Source organism: Streptomyces sp. NPDC056503 (assembly GCF_042794995.1).
GTDB lineage: Bacteria > Actinomycetota > Actinomycetes > Streptomycetales > Streptomycetaceae > Streptomyces.
Genome location: NZ_JBHTST010000006.1, coordinates 26,682 through 44,528, shown reverse-complemented (window position 1 = coordinate 44,528; position 17,847 = coordinate 26,682). Strand labels below are relative to the sequence as shown.

Annotated in this window: 21 protein-coding genes; 7 read left to right on the top strand and 14 right to left on the bottom strand. The window is 74.9% G+C overall.

What is annotated here, in order from left to right; genetic code table 11:
- Positions 1-55 precede the first annotated feature (55 nt).
- A complete protein-coding gene (locus tag ACFQ8C_RS03060) occupies positions 56-541 on the bottom strand; it encodes an SRPBCC family protein (RefSeq protein WP_383451685.1) in 486 nt (161 codons plus the stop codon).
- 165 nt (positions 542-706) lie between these two features.
- Between ACFQ8C_RS03060 and ACFQ8C_RS03055 the strand changes: the two genes are divergently transcribed.
- Together ACFQ8C_RS03055 and ACFQ8C_RS03050 are read left to right on the top strand one after the other, a co-directional pair.
- A complete protein-coding gene (locus ACFQ8C_RS03055; RefSeq protein ID WP_383451683.1) occupies positions 707-1,306 on the top strand; it encodes a PadR family transcriptional regulator in 600 nt (199 codons plus the stop codon).
- A gap of 88 nt (positions 1,307-1,394) precedes the next feature.
- Positions 1,395-1,853, top strand: coding sequence for a peroxiredoxin (locus tag ACFQ8C_RS03050; protein WP_383451681.1), 459 nt, complete (start codon positions 1,395-1,397; stop codon positions 1,851-1,853).
- A 30-nt stretch (positions 1,854-1,883) separates the two neighbouring features.
- Here ACFQ8C_RS03050 and ACFQ8C_RS03045 read toward each other — a convergent pair whose 3' ends face one another.
- Both ACFQ8C_RS03045 and ACFQ8C_RS03040 read right to left on the bottom strand, forming a co-directional pair.
- A complete protein-coding gene (locus ACFQ8C_RS03045; RefSeq protein WP_383451679.1) occupies positions 1,884-2,240 on the bottom strand; it encodes an SHOCT domain-containing protein in 357 nt (118 codons plus the stop codon).
- A gap of 12 nt (positions 2,241-2,252) precedes the next feature.
- Positions 2,253-2,690, bottom strand: coding sequence for a DUF6325 family protein (locus tag ACFQ8C_RS03040; RefSeq protein ID WP_383451677.1), 438 nt, complete (start codon positions 2,688-2,690; stop codon positions 2,253-2,255).
- A 183-nt stretch (positions 2,691-2,873) separates the two neighbouring features.
- On the opposite strand from ACFQ8C_RS03040, the gene ACFQ8C_RS03035 reads away from it, so the two are divergent.
- The 4 genes from ACFQ8C_RS03035 to ACFQ8C_RS03020 all read left to right on the top strand — a co-directional run bounded on the left by ACFQ8C_RS03035 (position 2,874) and on the right by ACFQ8C_RS03020 (position 5,964).
- A complete protein-coding gene (locus ACFQ8C_RS03035; RefSeq protein WP_383451675.1) occupies positions 2,874-3,278 on the top strand; it encodes an SHOCT domain-containing protein in 405 nt (134 codons plus the stop codon).
- A 96-nt stretch (positions 3,279-3,374) separates the two neighbouring features.
- The gene (locus tag ACFQ8C_RS03030; protein WP_383451673.1) at positions 3,375-3,818 is read left to right on the top strand and encodes an RrF2 family transcriptional regulator; all 444 of its coding nucleotides are present in this window, start codon (positions 3,375-3,377) and stop codon (positions 3,816-3,818) included.
- 89 nt (positions 3,819-3,907) lie between these two features.
- On the top strand, positions 3,908-5,095 hold the full coding sequence (locus tag ACFQ8C_RS03025) for a globin domain-containing protein (protein ID WP_383451671.1): 1,188 nt from the start codon (positions 3,908-3,910) through the stop codon (positions 5,093-5,095).
- Positions 5,096-5,199: 104 nt separating this feature from the next.
- A complete protein-coding gene (locus tag ACFQ8C_RS03020; RefSeq protein ID WP_383451669.1) occupies positions 5,200-5,964 on the top strand; it encodes a rod shape-determining protein MreC in 765 nt (254 codons plus the stop codon).
- A gap of 22 nt (positions 5,965-5,986) precedes the next feature.
- Here ACFQ8C_RS03020 and ACFQ8C_RS03015 read toward each other — a convergent pair whose 3' ends face one another.
- From ACFQ8C_RS03015 to ACFQ8C_RS02985, 7 genes are all read right to left on the bottom strand, one after another.
- Positions 5,987-6,358 carry a peptidase inhibitor family I36 protein gene (locus ACFQ8C_RS03015; protein ID WP_383451667.1) on the bottom strand — a complete coding sequence of 124 codons (372 nt, stop codon included), beginning with the start codon at positions 6,356-6,358 and terminating at the stop codon, positions 5,987-5,989.
- Entirely contained in the window at positions 6,355-7,071 is a 717-nt protein-coding gene (locus ACFQ8C_RS03010; RefSeq protein WP_383451665.1) for a hypothetical protein, read from the bottom strand. The genes ACFQ8C_RS03015 and ACFQ8C_RS03010 overlap by 4 nt, the downstream gene beginning before the upstream one ends.
- 432 nt (positions 7,072-7,503) lie before the next feature.
- Positions 7,504-8,289, bottom strand: a complete 786-nt coding sequence (locus tag ACFQ8C_RS03005) for a polysaccharide deacetylase family protein (RefSeq protein WP_383451663.1) — start codon at positions 8,287-8,289, stop codon at positions 7,504-7,506.
- 242 nt (positions 8,290-8,531) lie between these two features.
- Positions 8,532-8,906, bottom strand: a complete 375-nt coding sequence (locus tag ACFQ8C_RS03000; protein ID WP_383451820.1) for a hypothetical protein — start codon at positions 8,904-8,906, stop codon at positions 8,532-8,534.
- A 107-nt stretch (positions 8,907-9,013) separates the two neighbouring features.
- Positions 9,014-10,564, bottom strand: a complete 1,551-nt coding sequence (locus ACFQ8C_RS02995; RefSeq protein ID WP_383451661.1) for an ATP-dependent DNA ligase — start codon at positions 10,562-10,564, stop codon at positions 9,014-9,016.
- A gap of 54 nt (positions 10,565-10,618) precedes the next feature.
- Positions 10,619-11,638, bottom strand: a complete 1,020-nt coding sequence (locus ACFQ8C_RS02990; protein ID WP_383451659.1) for a DUF6397 family protein — start codon at positions 11,636-11,638, stop codon at positions 10,619-10,621.
- A 285-nt stretch (positions 11,639-11,923) separates the two neighbouring features.
- Positions 11,924-12,328: a roadblock/LC7 domain-containing protein gene (locus ACFQ8C_RS02985; RefSeq protein ID WP_383451658.1), complete on the bottom strand. Its 405-nt coding sequence runs from the start codon at positions 12,326-12,328 to the stop codon at positions 11,924-11,926.
- Between the two features lie 168 nt (positions 12,329-12,496).
- On the opposite strand from ACFQ8C_RS02985, the gene ACFQ8C_RS02980 reads away from it, so the two are divergent.
- On the top strand, positions 12,497-12,922 hold the full coding sequence (locus ACFQ8C_RS02980; protein ID WP_383451656.1) for a PPOX class F420-dependent oxidoreductase: 426 nt from the start codon (positions 12,497-12,499) through the stop codon (positions 12,920-12,922).
- A 90-nt stretch (positions 12,923-13,012) separates the two neighbouring features.
- On the opposite strand, the gene ACFQ8C_RS02975 is transcribed toward ACFQ8C_RS02980, so the two are convergent.
- The 4 genes from ACFQ8C_RS02975 to ACFQ8C_RS02960 are packed head-to-tail and all read right to left on the bottom strand — an operon-like array spanning position 13,013 to position 17,844.
- Complete coding sequence (locus ACFQ8C_RS02975) at positions 13,013-13,627, bottom strand: ATP/GTP-binding protein (protein ID WP_383451655.1); 615 nt, start codon at positions 13,625-13,627, stop codon at positions 13,013-13,015.
- Positions 13,608-14,063, bottom strand: a complete 456-nt coding sequence (locus ACFQ8C_RS02970; protein WP_383451818.1) for a DUF742 domain-containing protein — start codon at positions 14,061-14,063, stop codon at positions 13,608-13,610. The genes ACFQ8C_RS02975 and ACFQ8C_RS02970 overlap by 20 nt, the downstream gene beginning before the upstream one ends.
- Positions 14,064-14,083: 20 nt before the next feature.
- A complete protein-coding gene (locus ACFQ8C_RS02965) occupies positions 14,084-14,518 on the bottom strand; it encodes a roadblock/LC7 domain-containing protein (RefSeq protein WP_383451653.1) in 435 nt (144 codons plus the stop codon).
- Positions 14,515-17,844, bottom strand: coding sequence for a nitrate- and nitrite sensing domain-containing protein (locus ACFQ8C_RS02960; protein WP_383451651.1), 3,330 nt, complete (start codon positions 17,842-17,844; stop codon positions 14,515-14,517). The genes ACFQ8C_RS02965 and ACFQ8C_RS02960 overlap by 4 nt, the downstream gene beginning before the upstream one ends.
- Positions 17,845-17,847: the final 3 nt, after the last annotated feature.

Sequence of the window (17,847 nt, the reverse complement as noted above, 5' to 3'; positions counted from 1 at the left end):
ATGATCAAGGGTGCGGGCGTGGCGGGCAATGGGCCCACGAGACGACTCGAATGGGTCAGCGGGGCGGTTCCGGAAGCTCCTCTCCGGTCTCCAGGAGCGACTTCAGGCTGGAGACGATCGCGGGCCAGCCCTCCCCGACGAGTCCCCGCATGATGCCGTCCGGCTCCAGGCCGCCGTGGGTGACCGTCAGCCGGACCATGTCGCCGGAGGGTTCGACGGCGAAGTCGACGGTGGACCGGCGTTCGCGCGCGAGGCGGCCGTACACCTCGTCGTCCAGGCCGACCGCCTTCGCCCATTCGGGGGTGAAGGTGTGCCAGGTGTAGGCCAGTCGGCGGCCCGGCACGGCCTCGACGACCACCTGCTCGGGGTCGGCGGTCCGGCGGTCGCCCTCGTCCCAGACCATCGGCGCGCCGGGGGTCCACTCCGCCTCGAAGGCCACGCCCCAGTAGCGCCGGGTCAGTTCCGGCTCGGTGAGGGCCTTCCAGAGCTCGTCCGGGGTGGTCCTGATGTAGCTGGTGTAGACGTACGCGTCGGTGTCCATGGCGCTGCTCGCTCCTCCGGCCCCCGGTCGTCTCCCCCGTGGTGTCGTGGTGATCCAGCCTAGGCAGGCGCCGGGCCGGGTGCCAGGCAAGACGGGGCGGTCGGGGCGCCGTGGCCGTTGAATAGGTGCGGAGGAAACTATTCAACGGACTGCTAGCGTGTCCGGATGTCCCTCAAGCACGCCGTCCTCGCAGCTCTCCTGGAGGGCGAGGCATCCGGATACGACCTCGCCAAGATCTTCGACGTGTCCGTCGCCAATTTCTGGGCCGCCACCCCCCAGCAGCTCTACCGCGAGCTCGACCGGCTCTCGGAGGCCGGCCTCATCACCGCCCGGGTGGTCGAGCAGGAACGGCGTCCGAACAAGCGGATGTTCAGCCTCACCCCGGAGGGCCGGCGGGACCTCGACGGCTTCACCTCCGTGGCCCCGCGGCCGACGGCGGTGCGCGACGAGCTGATGGTGCAGGTGCAGGCGTGCGACGGCGGTGACACCGGGGCCGTGCGGGGTTTCGTGGCGCGGCACATGGAGGTCTCCCGGGACAAGCTCGCGCGGTACGAACGGCTGCGGGAGTGGCTGCTCGGCGGCCGGGACGAGGAGACGTACCTGCGCGAGGCCGACCGGGTGGGACCGTATCTGACGCTGATGCGGGGCCGGTTGCTGGAGGAGGAGAACCTCCGCTGGGGCGAGCGCGTCCTCGCGGTCCTGGACGCGCGGATCGCCGCGGGCCGGGGCGGACGCGGGGTGACGCCGACTCCTACCCTGCGGTAGAACTCTCGGGTAGTCCGCCGGGGAGGCCGGCGGGCGCGAAACGGGCGGACACCGGGAGGCCGGGGCGCCCGACGAAGGGGCGGACCTCATGAACGTCGGCGATCTCGTCGAGGACTTCACCCTTCCGGACGAGACCGGCGCCTCGCGCTCGCTCTCCGGACTGCTCGCCGAAGGGCCTGTCGTCCTCTTCTTCTACCCGGCGGCGATGACGCCCGGCTGCACCGCCGAGGCCTGCCACTTCCGCGACCTGGCCGCGGAGTTCCGCGCGGCGGGCGCGCTTCCGGTGGGCGTCAGCGGCGACGAGGTCGAGCGGCAGCGGGAGTTCACCGAGCGCCACTCGCTCGGCTACCCGCTGCTCTCCGACCCCGAGGGAAGCGTGCGGGAGCGCTTCGGTGTGCGGCGCGGCTTCTCGCTCGCCCCGACGAAGCGGGTCACCTTCGTGATCGGGCAGGACCGGCGGGTCAAGGAGGTCGTCCGCAGCGAGCTGCGGATGAGCGCCCACGCCGACCGCGCGCTGGCCGCGCTCGCGGCCCTGCGCACCGCCTGACCGGCCGTCCCGGGCCCGCCGGCCCGGGGCTCAGCCGCCGAGAAGCCGCGCCTTCGCCACGGCGAACTCCTCCGGGGTGAGCACCCCTTGCCGGGCGAGTTCGCCGAGCTGGGCCAGCTGTTCGGTGAGGCCGCCGGCGGCCTGGCCGCCGGACGGGGGCGCGGCCGGGGCCTGCGGGGGCGGTGCGACGGGGGCCGTCCGCGGGGGCGCCTGCGAGGCCTGCTGGTACTGGAGGTCGGCGATGGCCTGCTCCTGGTCCTGCTCGCGGCGGGAGGCCTTGGCGGCGCTGCGGCCGGCGGCGTACGCGACTCCGCCGACGAGGGCGCCGCGCAGCAGTGGGGCTCCGGCGGGGCGGACCACGGGGCGGGCGAGGGGACGGCGGCGCATGAACATCGGGCTTCAGCCCCTTTCCGCGGCCGCGGCGACCGCCTGCTGGTAGGCGGCACGCGCCTCTTCCACGTGGGCGTCGAGGATGGGCACCCTGGCCGCGACGCGGCCGCCCGCCTCACGGATCGCCTCGGCCGCCCGCCCGGCCCAGATGTGCTCGACGAGCAGCATCAGCGCACAGGAACCCGGTTCGAGCGACTGGGCCACCTCGGCCGCGTCCTCGGGGCCGAGCAGGTTGGCCTCGGGGCCGATCTCCGCCGTGGCCTCGTCGTACTCGTCGTACTCGACGAGCTCGGAGGTGGAGACCTCGCCGGTCGGCGACTTGACCACGACGAGCGAGTCGATCAGCCGGACCTGCCCCTCCTTGCGGAGCTCGGCGATCGCGGCGACGGCCGCCACCTTCAGCCGCTCGCCGGGAAAGGCGAGCACCACACATTCCACCGGTCCCATGGCTCTCCGCTCCTCGTCGGCCGTGGGCCGCCGTCCGCGTACGGGATCTCCATGCGACCACGGCAACCCCCGGCGCGCACGCGGAGCCGGGACGGCCGGGCCGACATGCGGGCTCGGGCCGGACGGGTGAGACTCACTCCAACGCGCGGCCTCCCGGCCGTCGAGGGAACGGAGTGTGCGGGAATGGACGACTATCCCCTCCTGAACGTCTTCTGGACGATGCTGTGGTTCTTCCTCTGGATCATGTGGCTCTTCCTGCTCTTCAAGGTGATCACGGACGTCTTCCGGGACCACGAGCTGGGTGGCTGGGGCAAGGCCGGCTGGCTGATCTTCTGCATCCTGCTCCCCTATCTCGGCGTACTGGTCTACGTGATCGCCCGCGGCAAGGGCATGGGGCTGCGTGACGTCAAGCAGGCGAAGGAGTCGGAGGCCCGCTTCCAGGAGTACATCCGGCAGACGGCGGGCACCCAGGCCGCCGCGACCGCGCCGAGCGCCACGGACGAACTGGCACGGCTCGCCGACCTGAAGGAGAAGGGCGCGATCTCCGAGGAGGAGTTCCAGCAGGCGAAGACGAAGGTCCTCGCCTGACCCCCTCCCCTTCCCTCCGCCCGCCCCGCGGGCCCCGGTATCCCGGACCCGCACCCTTAATGCGAGTCCGGGATACCGCTTTGATACGGTCATCCCGTGAGGTTGACCAAGTTCACCGACCTGGCCCTGCGCGCCGTGATGCGCCTGGCGGTCGCCGACGACGAGGAGCCCGTCACCACGCGCGTGGTGGCGGAGGAGATGGCGGTGCCGCACGCCCACATGGCGAAGGTGGTCACCCGGCTCCAGCACCTCGGCGTGGTGGAGGCCCGGCGCGGGCGCGGGGGCGGGCTCGCCCTCACGGAGTTCGGCCGGCGCTCTTCGGTGGGCTGGCTGACCAGGACGTTGGAGGGCGAGGAGGAGGTCGTCGGCTGCGAGGCCGATCCGCCGTGTCCCCTGCGGGCGGCCTGCCGGCTGCGGGGTGCCCTGCGGGAGGCCCAGGACGCCTTCTACCGCACGCTCGACCCGCTCACGGTGGCCGATCTCGTGCGGTCGCCGACCGGTCCCGTCCTGCTCTCCCTCACCCCGCGTCCCCCGTCGTGATCCCCCGCACACCCACCCGGGCGGCCCGTGCCGCACGGGGTTCCACCTCCGCTAAAACACGTAGATCATCTACCAGATTGAGAGTTCCGATGCTGTCCGAGCAGGCCGTACCCGTCGTCCGCGCCACCCTGCCCGCCGTCGGCGGAGCGCTCGACCAGATCACCGAGCGCTTCTACGGGCGGCTCTTCGACGCCCACCCCGAGCTGCTGCGCGACCTCTTCAACCGCGGCAACCAGGCCAACGGCGACCAGCGCAAGGCCCTCGCCGGCTCCATAGCCGCCTTCGCCGTCGCGCTCCTGGAGCACCCGGACACCCGTCCCGACACGCTGCTCTCCCGCATCGCGCACAAGCACGCCTCGCTGGGCGTCACGGCCGACCAGTACAAGATCGTGCACGAGCACCTCTTCGCCGCGATCGTCGAGGTGCTCGGCGAGGCCGTCACCCCCGAGGTCGCCCAGGCGTGGGACGAGGTCTACTGGCTCACGGCGAACGCGCTCATCGCGCTGGAGAGCCGCCTCTACCAGGAGGCGGGCGTCGAGAACGGCGACGTCTGGCGGCCGGTACGGATCTCCGAGCGGCGCGAGGAGACCGCGGACACCGTCTCCCTGGTGCTCACGGACCCGGACGGCTCGCCGCTGCCGCCCTTCCGGCCCGGCCAGTACGTGAGCGTGCGCGTCGCCCTCCCGGACGGCGCCCACCAGATCCGCCAGTACAGCCTCTCCAGCGCCCCGGGCCGCCCCGCCTGGCGGATCACGGTCAAGCGGGTCGACGGCGACCCGGCGGGCGAGGTCTCCAACCGGCTCCACGCCCACGCGGCCGCCGGTGACGTCCTGGAGGTCTCCGCGCCCTTCGGCGACCTCGTGCTTCCCGAGGGCGACGGCCCGCTGCTGCTCGCCTCCGCCGGCATCGGCAGCACCCCGATGCTCGCCATGCTCGACCACCTCGCCGCCACCGGGGCCGAGCGCCCGGTCGTCGTCGTGCACGCGGACCGCTCCCCCGAGGCGCACGCCCACGCCGAGGAGCTGCGCGAGCTGGTCGGCAGGCTGCCGCAGGGCAGCCTGCACGTCTGGTACGAGGAGCCGGGCGCGTCCGACGCGCGCGAGGGCCGCGCCGACGTGACCGCCCTGGAACTGCCGGCCGGCACCCACGCGTATCTCTGCGGACCGCTCCCCTTCCTCCGCACGGTCCGGGGCGACCTCGTCGCCTCCGGTGTCGCCGCGGCCGATGTGCACTACGAGGTCTTCGGCCCGGACCTCTGGCTCGGCACCGCGGCCTGACCTTCGATCCCCAAGCTCCATGGCGTTCCCGCTGCGGATCCTGCATAGTGTGGGCGCGGATCGGCCTCGCAATCAGCGGGGCCGACAGGGAATGGACGGAAGCGATGGGATCGTACGGAGCGGGTGGCACCCAGCTGGACGCGCGGCGACCGGTGCGGGGGATCGCCCTCGACATCGGCAGCTCTCGGACGCGGGCCTGGACCCCGGGCGCGGGCGTCTTCGCGGACGTGCCGAGCACGGCGGTCCGGCGCGGCCGGGTGGCGGACGACTCCGCCCAGCTGCGGCTCCTCAAGCGGCTCGCCGCCACCGCCCCGGGCGCGGAGAGCCACGACACCGTGGTGATGCTGACCCATCCGGTGCTCTCCGCACCGGCCGAGCGCGAGGCCGCCCGCCGGGTGGTCGCCGGGCTCGGCCCGGTCCGGGTGATCGCCGTCGACAGCGCCCGGGCCGCCGCCGCCTACGCGGCGCCGCCCGGCGGCGGCCCGCTGCTCGTGGTCGACCTCGGCGCCCGGCTGACCGAGGTCACGCTCGTCGTCGACGGACAGGTGCAGGACGCGCGGCTCGCCGAGCTCGGCGTCGACGACCTGCCGCCGCACGGTGGGGTGCCGGACGCGGTGGTGGGCACCGCCGCCGACATGGTGAGCGACATGTGGCGCGAGGACGGCACCGGCGCGGTGCGCGGAGCACTGCGCCGGGGGGTCCTGGTGACCGGCGGCGGCGCGCTCCGACTCGACGTGACCGCGCGGCTCGCCCAGGTGCTGCGCGGGCGGGTCCGGCTGGCCAACGACCCGTCTACCAGCGTCGTCCGGGGCGCCGGGCTGATGCTCGCCTCGGCGCTGCGCCACCCGGGGGCCCGGCGCACCCCGTGACCGGGGCGCGCCGGGCTCGGGGTCAGCAGCCGGTGGCCCAGATGTGGGAGTCGCCGCGGTCGTTGGCCGCGCCGTTGTACCCCACCTCCTGTCCCGGGCCGAGGCAGATGGTCACGCCGCCGCCCTGCCAGGCGCTCTCGTAGACCCGCACGTGGTCCTTGATGCCGGGTCCGGAGATGCCGTGGTTGGCCCACGAGGAGTCGGTGTCGGAGATCCAGCTCTCCCACCAGCCGTCGTCACCGCTCCAGTTGGCCCGCTGGCCGCCGAAGTTCGACTCCTGCCAGACGCAGAAGTGCCCGGAAGGACATTCGGCGGCGGTGGCGGGGCCTGCGGCGGCGAGGCCGGTGGTGAGGACGAAGAGGGTGGCGGCCGCGGTGGCCAGGAAGCGCTTCACGAGGTGGCGTTGCCTTTCGGTGGTGGGGTGGGCGCGGGCAGCAGGACCGCCCGCCGCAGCGCACGGTCGCGCAACTGCCGGTAGGTGGTGAGCTCGTCGTGGTGCAGGGCGCGCACCTCGGTCAGCTCGGCGCGCTCCAGTCGGGCGCGGGTGTCGTCGAGGCCGGTCTCCCGTGAGCAGCGGGCCGCTCGCGCGGGCTCGGGGCGCTCGGGGCGGGGGCGGCCGGGTGGTGCGACGCACTCCGTCCAGCGGGCGAGCGCGGCTCGGTGGGCGGGGTCGTCGCGGTAGCGGGCCTGGGCCTCCGCGCGGAGGTTGTCGACGACGACCTGGGCCCGGAACCAGCGGTGCTGGTCGCCGTAGAGCCGGTCCTTGGCGGCAGCGAGGCAGCCGTCGCTGTGGGCGGTGACGGTGGCGCCGGTGGCGAGCGTCACGGAGAGTTCACGGGGCCCGGTCCCGAAGAGGGCCGCCTGGAGGGCCCGGTCGTCGGCGGGCGCGCGCGGCTCGGCGGTGGCCCGGATGCCGCGGTCGGCGAGACAGCCGTCGACGAGCCGGCGCTCCGCCGCCCTGAGGAGGGCGTCCTGCGCGGCGCGCGCGGTCGGCACGGAGGGCGGTCCGGGCAGGTCGGGGTGGACGGAGGCGCAGCCGGTGAGGAGTGCGAGGGCGGCGGCGGCAGGCAGGGCCCGGCGGGCGAGCGGTGTGGTGACGAGCGGCATGGGTCCCCCTCGGCGCGATGGCGCGGTGCCTGGTCGGCGGGCCGGAGGATGATCGTCGGCCGGCCCGAACGATCACTGCCCGTGACGGCGTCGTCCATGCGCGAGCTCACTCGAACGGGTCGAACGCGCCGTCGTACGCGCCCCTGGCGCGCCGTGCGCGAGCCGCCCCGGACATGGCGAGGCCCCGGCTGGACGGGGGATTCCAGCCGGGGCCGTTCGCCGTGACGGGCGAAGGGCGGTCGCCTCTGGTGGGGGGACCGTGGGGACCGGGCCCCTTCGCCGTCACATAAGGGAGAACGGTGAACGTTTGCCCAATGTTCCGGACGGTCCGGGGCGAACGGTGTGAGTCGGCTCACTCACCCCCGGGAGGGCCGGATCGAGGTCCGGGTCCGGGGGCGGGGGCGGGGTCCGAGACCCGGGATCCGGGGGCGGTCAGTCCTTCTCGGGCCGGTAGACGGCGCCGGCCCGCGCCGTGCCGGGGGCGAGGAGTTCGGGGACGGTGACGAAGGTGTAGCCGCGGTTCCGGAGCTCGTCGATGATCTCGGGGACGGCGGGGACGGTGCCGTCGTATATGTCGTGGAGCAGGATGATGCCGTCGCGGTGCGCCTGCTCGAGGACGCGCTCCTTTATCAGGGCGGAGTCGGTCGTGGAGTAGTCCTTGGCGGTGATGCTCCAGAGGACCTGCGCGAGGCCGAGCTCCCGGCTGACGTCGCCGACCGTGGAGTCGGTGCGGCCCTGGGGCGGACGCATCAGGACGGGCTTGCGGCCGGTGATCTTCTCGATGGCGTCCTGGGTGCGGGACAGCTCCTCGCGGACCTCGCTCTCGTCGAGGTCGGTGAGGATGCGGTGCGACCAGGTGTGGTTGGCGACCTCGTGCCCCTCGTCCGCGATCCGCTTGACGACCTTCGGGTAGCGGTCGACGTGCTTGTGGCCGAGGAGGAAGAAGGTGGCGGGGACCCGCTTCTCCTTGAGGACGTCGAGGAGGTGCGGGGTGTCCTCGCCCGGCCCGGCGTCGAAGGTGAGCGCGATGCACTTCACCTTGGCGCAGTCGACCCGGCGGGAGTCCGTTCCCGCCTTGTCGTCGCCGCCCGCCTCGGCCCGCGCGGCCTGCGGGGTGAGCGGGTCCACGCCGCAGCCGCCGAGGGTGAGCACGAGGGTGGCGACGGTGAGCACGGCGGCGGTCCTCCCACCGCGACGGCCCGGCCTGGATCGGAACATGGTGGTACCCGCTTTCCCCGGTTTCGTGTGTGACGCGGCCACGTCCCCGCCTGGTCAGGGCGGAGGTGATCAATGGCCGCCGTGAACTCTACACACGGTGTATACCGGGGTCGGAAGGGGGGCCTCCCCCTTCCTCGCGCGGGCACGACCTCGCCCCGGACGGGGCCCGTCCGCTCCGTCCGGGGTGTCAGTGCCGCCGTCGCCGGTCCGCCTCGGCGGAGGCCAGCGGGGCTCGGCGGGGCTCAGCGTGAGGCGAGAAGCAGCCGCGCCTCGGTCTCCTGGTCACCCGAGACCGACTGCAGGGACTCGATGTCGAAGTCGACGGCGAGCACCTTCTCGACCTCGGCGACGGCGTGGTACCCGCCGGTCAGCAGGGCGACGACCTTGCCGTCGAGCGCAGGAGGAGGCGTCTCCTCGCGCCGGCCGCCGGAGGTATCGAAGGTGGCCATCCAGACGGTGGCGGCCGGACCCTCGCCCGCCGGGACCGCGGGCTCCACGTCCTCCAGCCGGTAGTAGCGGTCGAGGACGTCGAAGACCGCCCGGGCGTCCTGCCGGCGGCAGTCGCTCAGCTGGACGTTGACGTCTGTGTCGATGTGCAAGTCGTACACGTCGCTCATCTCCTCGCGGCCCACGTGCCACCCTTCCAGCATCCCCCTCCGCCGCGGGTACGTCGACGGCTCCGGCCGCCCCGCCCCTCCCCGCCCCGACCTTGACGCTGCCGCCGTCAGCCCGCGGCGAGGAGGGTGTCGACGGTGTCGGCCTCGGCCGCGGGCTTGTCGGGGCGGTGGCGCAGCACGCGGGCGAAGCGGAGGGTGATGCCGGCGGGATAGCGAGGGGAGCGCTGGAGGCCGTCGTAGGCGATCTCCACGACCAGTTCTGGCCGGACCTTCACGGTGTGGCCGTCGTCCTCGACGGCCAGCTCCCCGAGCCGGGCCGTCTGCCAGCGGAGCATCTCGTCGGTGAGGCCCTTGAAGGTCTTTCCCAGCATCACGAACCCGCCCCCGTCCGTCGCGCGGGCGCCGAGGTGGAGGTTGGAGAGACAGCCGGTGCGCCGCCCGCTGCCCCACTCGACGGCGAGGACCACGAGGTCGACCGTGCGCACGGGCTTCACCTTGAGCAAGGTGCGACCGCGCCGGCCGGCCACGTAGGGCGCGTCGAGGGCCTTGACCAGCACGCCCTCGTGTCCTCGGGCCAGCGTGTCGGCGAGGAACCGCTCGGCCGCCGCCCGTCGCGCGGGGTCGTCGGGGTCGGTGACCTCGAAGCGGCGCACCCGGCGGTCCTCGGGCAGCAGGCGGGCGAGGACCACGTGCCGCTCGCGGCCGGGGCGGTCGACGAGGGCCTCTCCGTCGGCGGCGAGGACGTCGAAGAAGACCGGGGTGAGCGGGAGCGCGGCCTGGGCGCCGGTGACGTCCACGCGGGAGCCGACCCGCCCGGCGACGGACTGGAACGCGGCCGGGCGGCCGGTGCCGGGGTCGAGGGCGATCACCTCGCCGTCCAGGACGAACGACTCCGACGGCACCTCGCGGGCGACGGCCACGACCTCGGGCAGACGGACGGTGACGTCGTCGAGCGACCGGGTGTGGACCCGTACCTCCTCCCCGTCCCTGTGCACCTGGATCCTGATGCCGTCCAGCTTCTCCTCCACCACGCACGGCCCCAGTGCCGCCACCGCCTCGGCGACGGATCCGGCCGTGTGCGCGAGCATCGGCTGCACGGCCCGGCCGACGCGCAGGGTGAACCGGTCGAGGGCCGTGCGCCCTTCCGCGAGGACCGCCCGGGCCACCGGCGGCAGCGATCCCTCCAGCATCACCGCGCGCCGCAGTGCGGCGGCGGGCACGGCGGCGGCCTTCGCGACGCCTTCCAGCGCGATGGCGTCGAGCGCTCCCTGCCGCACCTCCCCGGAGAGCAGCCGCACCAGCAGCTCCTGCTCCTCGACCGTCGCCGCCGCACACAACTCCCGCACCCTACGGGCCCGTTCCGCCTGGGATCCGGGACCCGCGACGGCCGCCAGCTCCTCCATCGCGGCGTCCACCCCGGCCACGGTCAGGGCGGGCACGGCGGCCGGGGGCACGGCGGGCGGGACCACCTGCCCGAGCGTGCTCCAGCCGACGCCGATCCGCCCCTGCGGCAGTCGGCCCGAGAGGTACGCGATGACCAGCGGGCTCTCCTCGGGCGTGGCCTCCGCGAACAGTTCGGCGAGCAGCGCGATCTTCCGCGACCGCGCCGAGGCGGCGGCGACCTCCCGGGAGACCTCGGCGACACGGGCCAGCAGCATGCCCCCATCGTCACCACCCACCCCCACGACCGCACCCGCAGTCCCTCGGCCCCGTCAGCCCCAGTCACGCCGCTCGCCCCACCCCCCGCCGAGGGCCGCCCGACCGGGCAGGGCCCGCCGGATCCGGCCCAGCAGTCCCGGGCGCGGGGAGCCCGCCGCCCGCCCGGCTTCCGCTCTCCCCGTCGCTCCCGCCACCGGAACGCCCACCGGCTCGGGCTCGGGCTCCGGCTCGGGCACCGGTGCCGGAGCCGGCCGTGGGCGCTCGCCCGGGTACGGCGCCTGCCGGGCGGCGCGGGCCTCGTCCAGGGCCAGGGCCAGGCTCACCCGGTGCCACAGGATCTCGTCCGGGTCGTCGGCCCGGACGAGACGGGCGGCGACCTCGTGGGCCGCGCCCGCGACGGGCAGGCCCGGTGGCGGCGCCGGGCGCAGCCGGTCGAGGTAGGCGCGCTCGTAGGGGTCGTCGACGACCTCCGCGACCTGGACCGGGTCGAGGAGCGAGGCGATCGCCGCCGCGCGGGCCCACGGGTCGTCGGTGGCGCGCAGGAGCAGTGCCAGGTGACGGGAGCGCCAGTTCCTGGCCCGCAGGTCCTCCCCGGCGGCTTCCCGCCGGCGCACCTCGGCCGGCAGCCGGCCGGAGAGCAGTCCGGGGTGCTCCTCGCCGAAGGCGGCGACCTCGGCCGCCACGTACAGCCAGATCACCGCCCGGTAGCGGTTGAGGTAGAAGCGGACCGGGCTCAGGTGGCCCGTGCGGGCCAGCCGGACGAACCGGTCGTGGGTGATGGAGAGGAGTCCGGCCGCCTCTCCCGCGCCCACGACCCGCACACGCCGACGCAGGCCGTCGGGGAAGTCCGGCGCCGCCTTGAGCCGGTCGAGCTCCGCGCGCTCGACCGGGCGCCGCTCGGGCGCCCGGTCCCGGAGCGCCGCCCGCGATTCCGGGGCGGGGACCGGGACCGGGAGCGGGGCCGTCCTGATCAGCCCCATCCGGACGGCGAGCCGGAACTCCTCACGCCTCAGTTCCAGCTCTTCCGCCGCTCGGGCCGGTGCCACCGTCCGTGTCGTCTCGTCCACCGTCATGGCGTCCGCCGCCTCCCCCGCTCGCTCGCGTCGGCCTGCCGGCCGGTCCGGGTTCCGGTGAACCCGACACCCACGAACGTAACGGAGAGTGACGATCCGTGCACCTCTTGTGGACAACCGCCTGTGGACAACCGCCTGTCGGCGACAACGAAAGGACGGAGAACGGAGCGGCCGCCCTCAGGCCGTCGGTCAGACCCTCAGGCCCTCAGGCCGTCGGTCCGGCCGTCAGACGATCGGTCCGCCCGGCTGGCGATCGGTCCGCCCCGCTGGTGATCGGTCCGGCCGTCAGACGATCGGTCCGCCCGGCTGACGTGCCGCGACCCCCAGGTGCTCCCCGACCCGGTTGACCAGGAGCGTCATCTCGTACGCCACCTGGCCGACGTCGGCCTCGGCGTCGCTGAGCACGCACAGGCAACTGCCCTCGCCGGCCGCCGTGACGAACAGCAGCGCCTCGTCGAACTCGACCATCGTCTGCCGGGCCCGGCCTGCCCGGAAGTGCCGGCCTGAGCCGCGCGCGAGGCTGTGCAGGCCCGAGGAGACCGCGGCCAGGTGCTCCGCGTCCTCCCGCGCGAGTTCGCTGCTCGCGCCCGTCACCAGACCGTCGTTCGACAGCACCAGCGCGTGCCGTATGGGTCCGACCCGTCGGGTCAGATCGTCCAGGAGCCAGTCGAGCCCCTTGTCCAGCGCCATGTGGTCACTCCCCCTTGTTCGGTGCGGTCGCGCCGGCCGGGCCCCGTGCCCGCGTGCGCCGTACGGACCGCGTGTCGCGGCAAGCCTTACGCACTGTCGTGGACAGGGCAAGCACCCCATCCGTCCGGTGTGCCGACGTACGCCCGCCGCATGCCGCAGGATGGGGCCATGACGAGAATGACCGAGGAACAGTGGCGGGCCTTCGTCTCCGAGGGCGCCCGCACCGGCAAGCTCGCGACCGTCCGCGCGGACGGGAGCCCGCACGTCGTGCCGGTGTGGTTCGTGCTCGACGGCGACTCCTTCGTCTTCAACACCGGGAAGGAGACGGTGAAGGGCCGCAACCTCGCCCGGGACGGACGGGTCTCGCTCTGCGTGGACGACGACGCCCCGCCGTTCTCCTACGTCACCCTCAGCGGCCGGGCCGAACTCAGCGAGGAGCCGTCGGAGCTGGTCCGCTGGGCCACCCGGATCGGCGGCCGGTACATGGGGGAGGACCGGGCCGAGGAGTTCGGCGCCCGCAACGGGGTGCCGGGCGAACTCCTGGTCCGGGTCGCGATCGAGAAGGTGGTCTCGGCGGGTGGCGTCTCCGACTGACGTCTCCCGGACGCCCGTTCTGCCGGTCCTGTCGGCCCTGGCGCCCCTGCGGCCGGCCCCGCCGTCACCGCGGCCGACCGTGACGCCCGGTCAGCCGACCGTGTCGAGGAGCCGGGCGGTGTGCATCCGCCCGGCGTACTCGACGACGCGGACGAGGACCTCCTTGCCCGAGTCCCGGTCGCGCGCGTCGCAGAGGACCACCGGTGTCCCCAGGTCCAGGTCGAGGGCGCGGGACACGTCCTGCGCACCGTAGGAGCGGGCGCCCTCGAAGCAGTTGACGGCCACCACGAACGGGATCTTCCGGTGCTCGAAGTAGTCGACCGCCGGGAAGCAGTCCTCCAGGCGGCGGGTGTCGGCGAGGACGACCGCCCCCAGGGCGCCCTGCGCGAGCTCGTCCCAGAGGAACCAGAAGCGGTCCTGTCCCGGGGTGCCGAACAGGTACAGCGAGAGGCCCGCGCGGATCGTGATCCGGCCGAAGTCCATGGCCACGGTGGTGGTGGTCTTCCGGTCCACTCCCCCGGTGTCGTCGACGAGTTCGCCGGCCCGGCTGAGCCGTTCCTCGGTGCGCAGGGGGCGGATCTCGCTGACCGACCCGACCAGGGTGGTCTTGCCGACGCCGAAGCCGCCGGCGACGAGGATCTTCAGGGCGAGAGCGGTGTCGTCGCCGCCGTCCGCGCCGGTGCTGTCAGAGCGCTCGTAGGCCATCGATCACTTCTCTCAGGATGCGTTCGTCGGGGAGCTGCGCGGGCGGTACGGGCCGGCTGACGCGTACGAAGCCCGATTCGAGGAGGTCGCCGAGGAGGACCCGGACGACGCCCACGGGGAGGTCGGCGTCGGCGGCGAGTTCGGCCACCGACTGGGTCTCGGCCCGGCAGAGGGAGAGCAGGGCGCGGTGTTCGGGGCCGAGCACGTCCTCCTCGGCCCGGCCCGGCGGGTCGTCGTCCACGACCACCAGGGCGATGAGGTCGAAGCGGACGTTGCTGGGGCCCGGTCTGGTCCGTCCGCCCGTCATCGCGTACGGCCTGACGAGCGGTCCGGCGTCGGCGTCGTACCACTGGCTGCCCGGCGCGGGCGGGTCGCCGCCGGTGCTGTCCCCGCCGGTGACGTCCCGGCCTGCGACGTCCCCGCCGGTCCTGTCCATGGTCATGGGTGGGTCTCCGGTCAGCCGGCGGCCGGCGGGGTCGCCGTGAGCCGCGGCGGGGTGTGCAGGTGCTCGCCGACGCGTTTGACGAGCCGGGCCATCTCGTAGGCGATGAGGCCGATGTCGGCGTGGACGGAGCTGAGGACCGCCAGACAGGAGCCGTCGCCGGCGGCGGCGACGAAGAGGAAGCCGTCGTCCATCTCGACCATGGTCTGCCGGACTCCCCCGGTGTGGAACTGGCGTCCGGCGCCCTTGGCGAGGCTGTGGAAGCCGGAGGCGATGGCGGCGAGGTGTTCGGCGTCCTCCCGGCTCAGTCCGCTGGACGCGCCGACCGCGAGGCCGTCGCCGGAGAGCACGACCGTGTGCCGGACCTCGCGGACCCGGGCGACCAGATCGTCGAGGAGCCAGTCGAGTTCACCGGAGCGGTGGTGGGCGATCCTCGCGTGGTCGATCATGCGTCGTCTCCTTCGGATCGGGGGTCCTGGGGCGGGTTGGAGCGGGCGCCGAAGTAGGGGCCGAGATCGGTACGCGCGCGTCCGTCGCCGCGCGGGTCGTACGGGGCCGGGTCCGGCGGGGCCGCGTGCGTGGCCGGATGCGACGGGTCCGGGTCCGGCGGGGCCGTATGCGGGGCCGCGTGCGTCGTGGCGGTCGCCCGCCCGATGTCGCCGTACGGGCGCGTGCCGGGATCCGTGCGGGGGTCCGCGGCGAGTTCGACCGGCGCGGAGTCCGTCGAGGAGCCCGTCGAGGAGGCGCCGGCGCCGAGCGGGCGCCGGACGCCCGGGGCGGGGCCTCCGCCACGCTGCCAGCCGTCGCGGTAGGCGGCCATCCGGTCGCGTACCTGCTCGGGCGTCCGGTCCGGGGCACCGGCGACGGCGGGGACGGGCACCGGCTCGGGTGCCGGTGCCACGCGCAGCTGCGGGACGAGGCTCGCCTGGCGGATCCGGCGGGGCAGTCCGCCGTCACCGTCCGCCTCGTCGGGACCGGGGACCGGTACGTGGTCCTTCCCCGCTCCCGACGACGCCTGCCGCGGCAGGGCCTCCTGGCCGCGGGGGCGCAGGGTGGTGACACCGGCCGGTATGGGGGCGGGCGCGGACGCGGGACCCGGATCGAGCGCGGGAACGGCCGTGGGACGCGGCCGGGGCTGGGCGTGGGGCTGGAGTGGGGGCCTGGGCGCGGGCTGAGGCCGGACGGGGGCCCGTTCGGGGCCGGACGAGGGCGGCGTGACGGGGGTGCGCGGTGCCGCCTCGGGTGCGGCCGGACCGCCGACGCCTGTACCCCCTGTACCCGTACCCCCTCCTGCCCCTGCCCCTGCTCCTGTCCCCGTGCCCGTGCCCGTGCGGATCGTCGGAGCGTCCATGCCGGACCCGGGGGCACGGCGGTCGGCCGGGGGCCGGGCGAAGCGGCGGGCCTCCGCGCGGCGGGCCTCCGCGCGTTCCAGGGCGGCGCGCTCGTCGCCTCGGGAAGCGGGGTCCGGGCGGGAGGTCCCGGCGTCGACGGGGTCGGCGCCGGTGCCGTGGCTGGCCGCCAGGTCGCCCTGGAGGAGGTCGGTGGGGAGCAGGACGACGGCGGTGGTGCCGCCGTACGGCGACGGCCTCAGGTGCACCTTGACGGCGTGCCGGGCGGAGAGGCGGCTGACGACGAAGAGGCCGAGGCGGTCGCTGTCGAAGAGGTCGAGGGCATCGGAGCGGTCGATGCGGGCGTTGGCCTCCGTGAGGGTCTCCTTGCCCATGCCGAGCCCCCGGTCCTCGATCTCCAGGGCGTAGCCGTTGCCCACGGGCTCGCCGCTGACCCGGACCTTGGTGTGGGGCGGCGAGAACTGGGCCGCGTTCTCGATGAGTTCGGCGAGGAGGTGGGTGAGGTCGGCGACGGCGCCGCCCGCGACGGCGGTCTCGGGGAGCCGGCGCACCTCCACGCGCGCGTAGTCCTCGATCTCGGAGACGGCGGCGCGGACGACGTCGGTCAGCGGCACCGGCATCCGCCAGGCGCGGCCGGGGGCGGCGCCGGAGAGGATGATCAGGCTCTCGGCGTGACGCCGCATCCGGGTGGTGAGGTGGTCGAGGCGGAAGAGGTCGCCGAGTTCGCCGGGGTCGTCGGCGCGCCGCTCCATGCTGTCCAGGAGGTTGAGCTGGCGGTGGACGAGCACCTGGCTGCGGCGGGCGAGGTTGACGAAGACGCCGGAGATGCCGCTGGCCAGTTCGGCGCGTTCGACCGCGGCGGAGAGGGCGGCCCGGTGGACGGTGGTGAGGGCTTCGCCGACCTGGCCGATCTCGTCCTGGGGCGCGGGCCCCGGCGGGGCCTCGGCCCGGACGTCGATCTCCTCCCCGGCGCGCAGCCGGCCCATGGCGGCGGGGAGTTTGCGGCGGGCGATGCCGAGGGCGGTGTTGCGGAGGCTGACGAGCTCGACGACGAGCCCGCGGCCGATGCGCACCGAGATGACGAGGGAGGCGGCGACGGCGACCAGGCCGAGGACGACGGCCGCGCCCGCGGGGCTGAGGATGCCGCCCGCGAAGGGGTCGGTGTCCTCGGCGGAGGCCGCCCGCGCGTCGTTCTCGACGGCGGTGAGCCCGGTGCGTACGGAGGCGAGGGCAGCGTCCCAGTCGGCGGAGGGCGCGGCCTGGACGGCGGGGCGGCCGTCGGCGGCGCGGGCGACGCGGTCCTCGGCTCCGGTGAGCCGGGCGTGGTCGGAGCCGTCGGCCAGCCGTGACCAGGCGGTCCGGCCGGCGGGGGGCAGGTCGGCGGTGGCCGAGGCGAGGAGGGACCGCCGGGTCTCGGCCGCACCGGCGAAGGCCAGCCGGTGGGCGGCGGTCAGCCGGCCGGTGAGGTGGGCGGAGGTCAGGAGGGCGTCCTCGCGGGAGAGCATCTCGCCGGCGCGGGCGAGTTCGAGCAGCACGCGCGCGTGGGAGCCCTGTCCGGTGTCCTGGATGCCGGTGAGGGCGCCGCCGACGGCGAAGCCGGCCGAGACGGCGGTCGTGTACGCGTCGTACACCCGGTCCCAGTCGCCGCGTCCTTCGGCCGCGGCGGCGCGGAGGCGGGCGAGGCCCCGCGCCTCGCCGACGAAGGTGTCGACGCGGTCGCCTACGTCGGCGGGCAGGTCGCCGGAGTCGCCGACGGTGTGGCCGTCGCCGAGCCGGAGCCGGGCCACGGCCTCGTCGGTGCGGCGGATCCGGTCCTTGAGCTCGGCGGCCCGGCCGGCGCCGGGGGCGGCGATCTGCCGCACGGCGGCCCGGCGTTCGTCCTGGAGCGCGGCGACGGCGGCCGACACGGGCCGCCGGATGTCGGCGTCGACGCGCTGGAGCTGACGGAGCCGGGCCATGTCCTGCGCGGTGGTGACGGTCGCGAATCCCCAGAGGGCGAGGAGCGAGACGACCGGGACCATGAGCAGCGAGACGATCTTCGCTCGTACGGTGCGGGGGCGCAGGCCCCGTCCCCGGGGCGACGGGGCGGGCACGGACCCGCCGGGAACGGACCCACCGGGAACGCGCGTGCCGGGCACGGACCCGTCCGCTGCGGAAGCGCCGGGCACGGGCCCGTCCGCCGCGGAAGCGGCGGGCATGGACGCGGCGGGCATGGACGCGGCGACGGCTGGTGCGGGCGCGGCGCCGTCCTCCCCCGTCCCCTCTCCGGCCCCCGGAGCCGCTGAGCCCGGCGGGGTGGCGGGTCCCGGGCCGGTGGCGCGTGTTTCCTGTTCGTCGGCGGGCGGCCCGGCGTGCGCGCGCCGCCCGCGTGCGGTCGCCGGCGGCGCGGGCGCCGCGGCGTCCTGGTTCTTGCGGGGAGTGCGCATGGG

Excerpts from the sequence above, each read along its gene's own strand:
- ACFQ8C_RS03060 (WP_383451685.1), bottom strand. The coding sequence starts at position 541 with ATGGACACCGACGCGTACGTCTACACCAGCTACATCAGGACCACCCCG.
- ACFQ8C_RS03055 (WP_383451683.1), top strand. The coding sequence starts at position 707 with ATGTCCCTCAAGCACGCCGTCCTCGCAGCTCTCCTGGAGGGCGAGGCA.
- ACFQ8C_RS03050 (WP_383451681.1), top strand. The coding sequence starts at position 1,395 with ATGAACGTCGGCGATCTCGTCGAGGACTTCACCCTTCCGGACGAGACC.
- ACFQ8C_RS03045 (WP_383451679.1), bottom strand. The coding sequence starts at position 2,240 with ATGCGCCGCCGTCCCCTCGCCCGCCCCGTGGTCCGCCCCGCCGGAGCC.
- ACFQ8C_RS03040 (WP_383451677.1), bottom strand. The coding sequence starts at position 2,690 with ATGGGACCGGTGGAATGTGTGGTGCTCGCCTTTCCCGGCGAGCGGCTG.
- ACFQ8C_RS03035 (WP_383451675.1), top strand. The coding sequence starts at position 2,874 with ATGGACGACTATCCCCTCCTGAACGTCTTCTGGACGATGCTGTGGTTC.
- ACFQ8C_RS03025 (WP_383451671.1), top strand. The coding sequence starts at position 3,908 with ATGCTGTCCGAGCAGGCCGTACCCGTCGTCCGCGCCACCCTGCCCGCC.
- ACFQ8C_RS03020 (WP_383451669.1), top strand. The coding sequence starts at position 5,200 with ATGGGATCGTACGGAGCGGGTGGCACCCAGCTGGACGCGCGGCGACCG.
- ACFQ8C_RS03010 (WP_383451665.1), bottom strand. The coding sequence starts at position 7,071 with ATGCCGCTCGTCACCACACCGCTCGCCCGCCGGGCCCTGCCTGCCGCC.
- ACFQ8C_RS03005 (WP_383451663.1), bottom strand. The coding sequence starts at position 8,289 with ATGTTCCGATCCAGGCCGGGCCGTCGCGGTGGGAGGACCGCCGCCGTG.
- ACFQ8C_RS03000 (WP_383451820.1), bottom strand. The coding sequence starts at position 8,906 with ATGAGCGACGTGTACGACTTGCACATCGACACAGACGTCAACGTCCAG.
- ACFQ8C_RS02995 (WP_383451661.1), bottom strand. The coding sequence starts at position 10,564 with ATGCTGCTGGCCCGTGTCGCCGAGGTCTCCCGGGAGGTCGCCGCCGCC.
- ACFQ8C_RS02990 (WP_383451659.1), bottom strand. The coding sequence starts at position 11,638 with ATGACGGTGGACGAGACGACACGGACGGTGGCACCGGCCCGAGCGGCG.
- ACFQ8C_RS02985 (WP_383451658.1), bottom strand. The coding sequence starts at position 12,328 with ATGGCGCTGGACAAGGGGCTCGACTGGCTCCTGGACGATCTGACCCGA.
- ACFQ8C_RS02980 (WP_383451656.1), top strand. The coding sequence starts at position 12,497 with ATGACGAGAATGACCGAGGAACAGTGGCGGGCCTTCGTCTCCGAGGGC.
- ACFQ8C_RS02975 (WP_383451655.1), bottom strand. The coding sequence starts at position 13,627 with ATGGCCTACGAGCGCTCTGACAGCACCGGCGCGGACGGCGGCGACGAC.
- ACFQ8C_RS02970 (WP_383451818.1), bottom strand. The coding sequence starts at position 14,063 with ATGGACAGGACCGGCGGGGACGTCGCAGGCCGGGACGTCACCGGCGGG.
- ACFQ8C_RS02965 (WP_383451653.1), bottom strand. The coding sequence starts at position 14,518 with ATGATCGACCACGCGAGGATCGCCCACCACCGCTCCGGTGAACTCGAC.
- ACFQ8C_RS02960 (WP_383451651.1), bottom strand. The coding sequence starts at position 17,844 with ATGCGCACTCCCCGCAAGAACCAGGACGCCGCGGCGCCCGCGCCGCCG.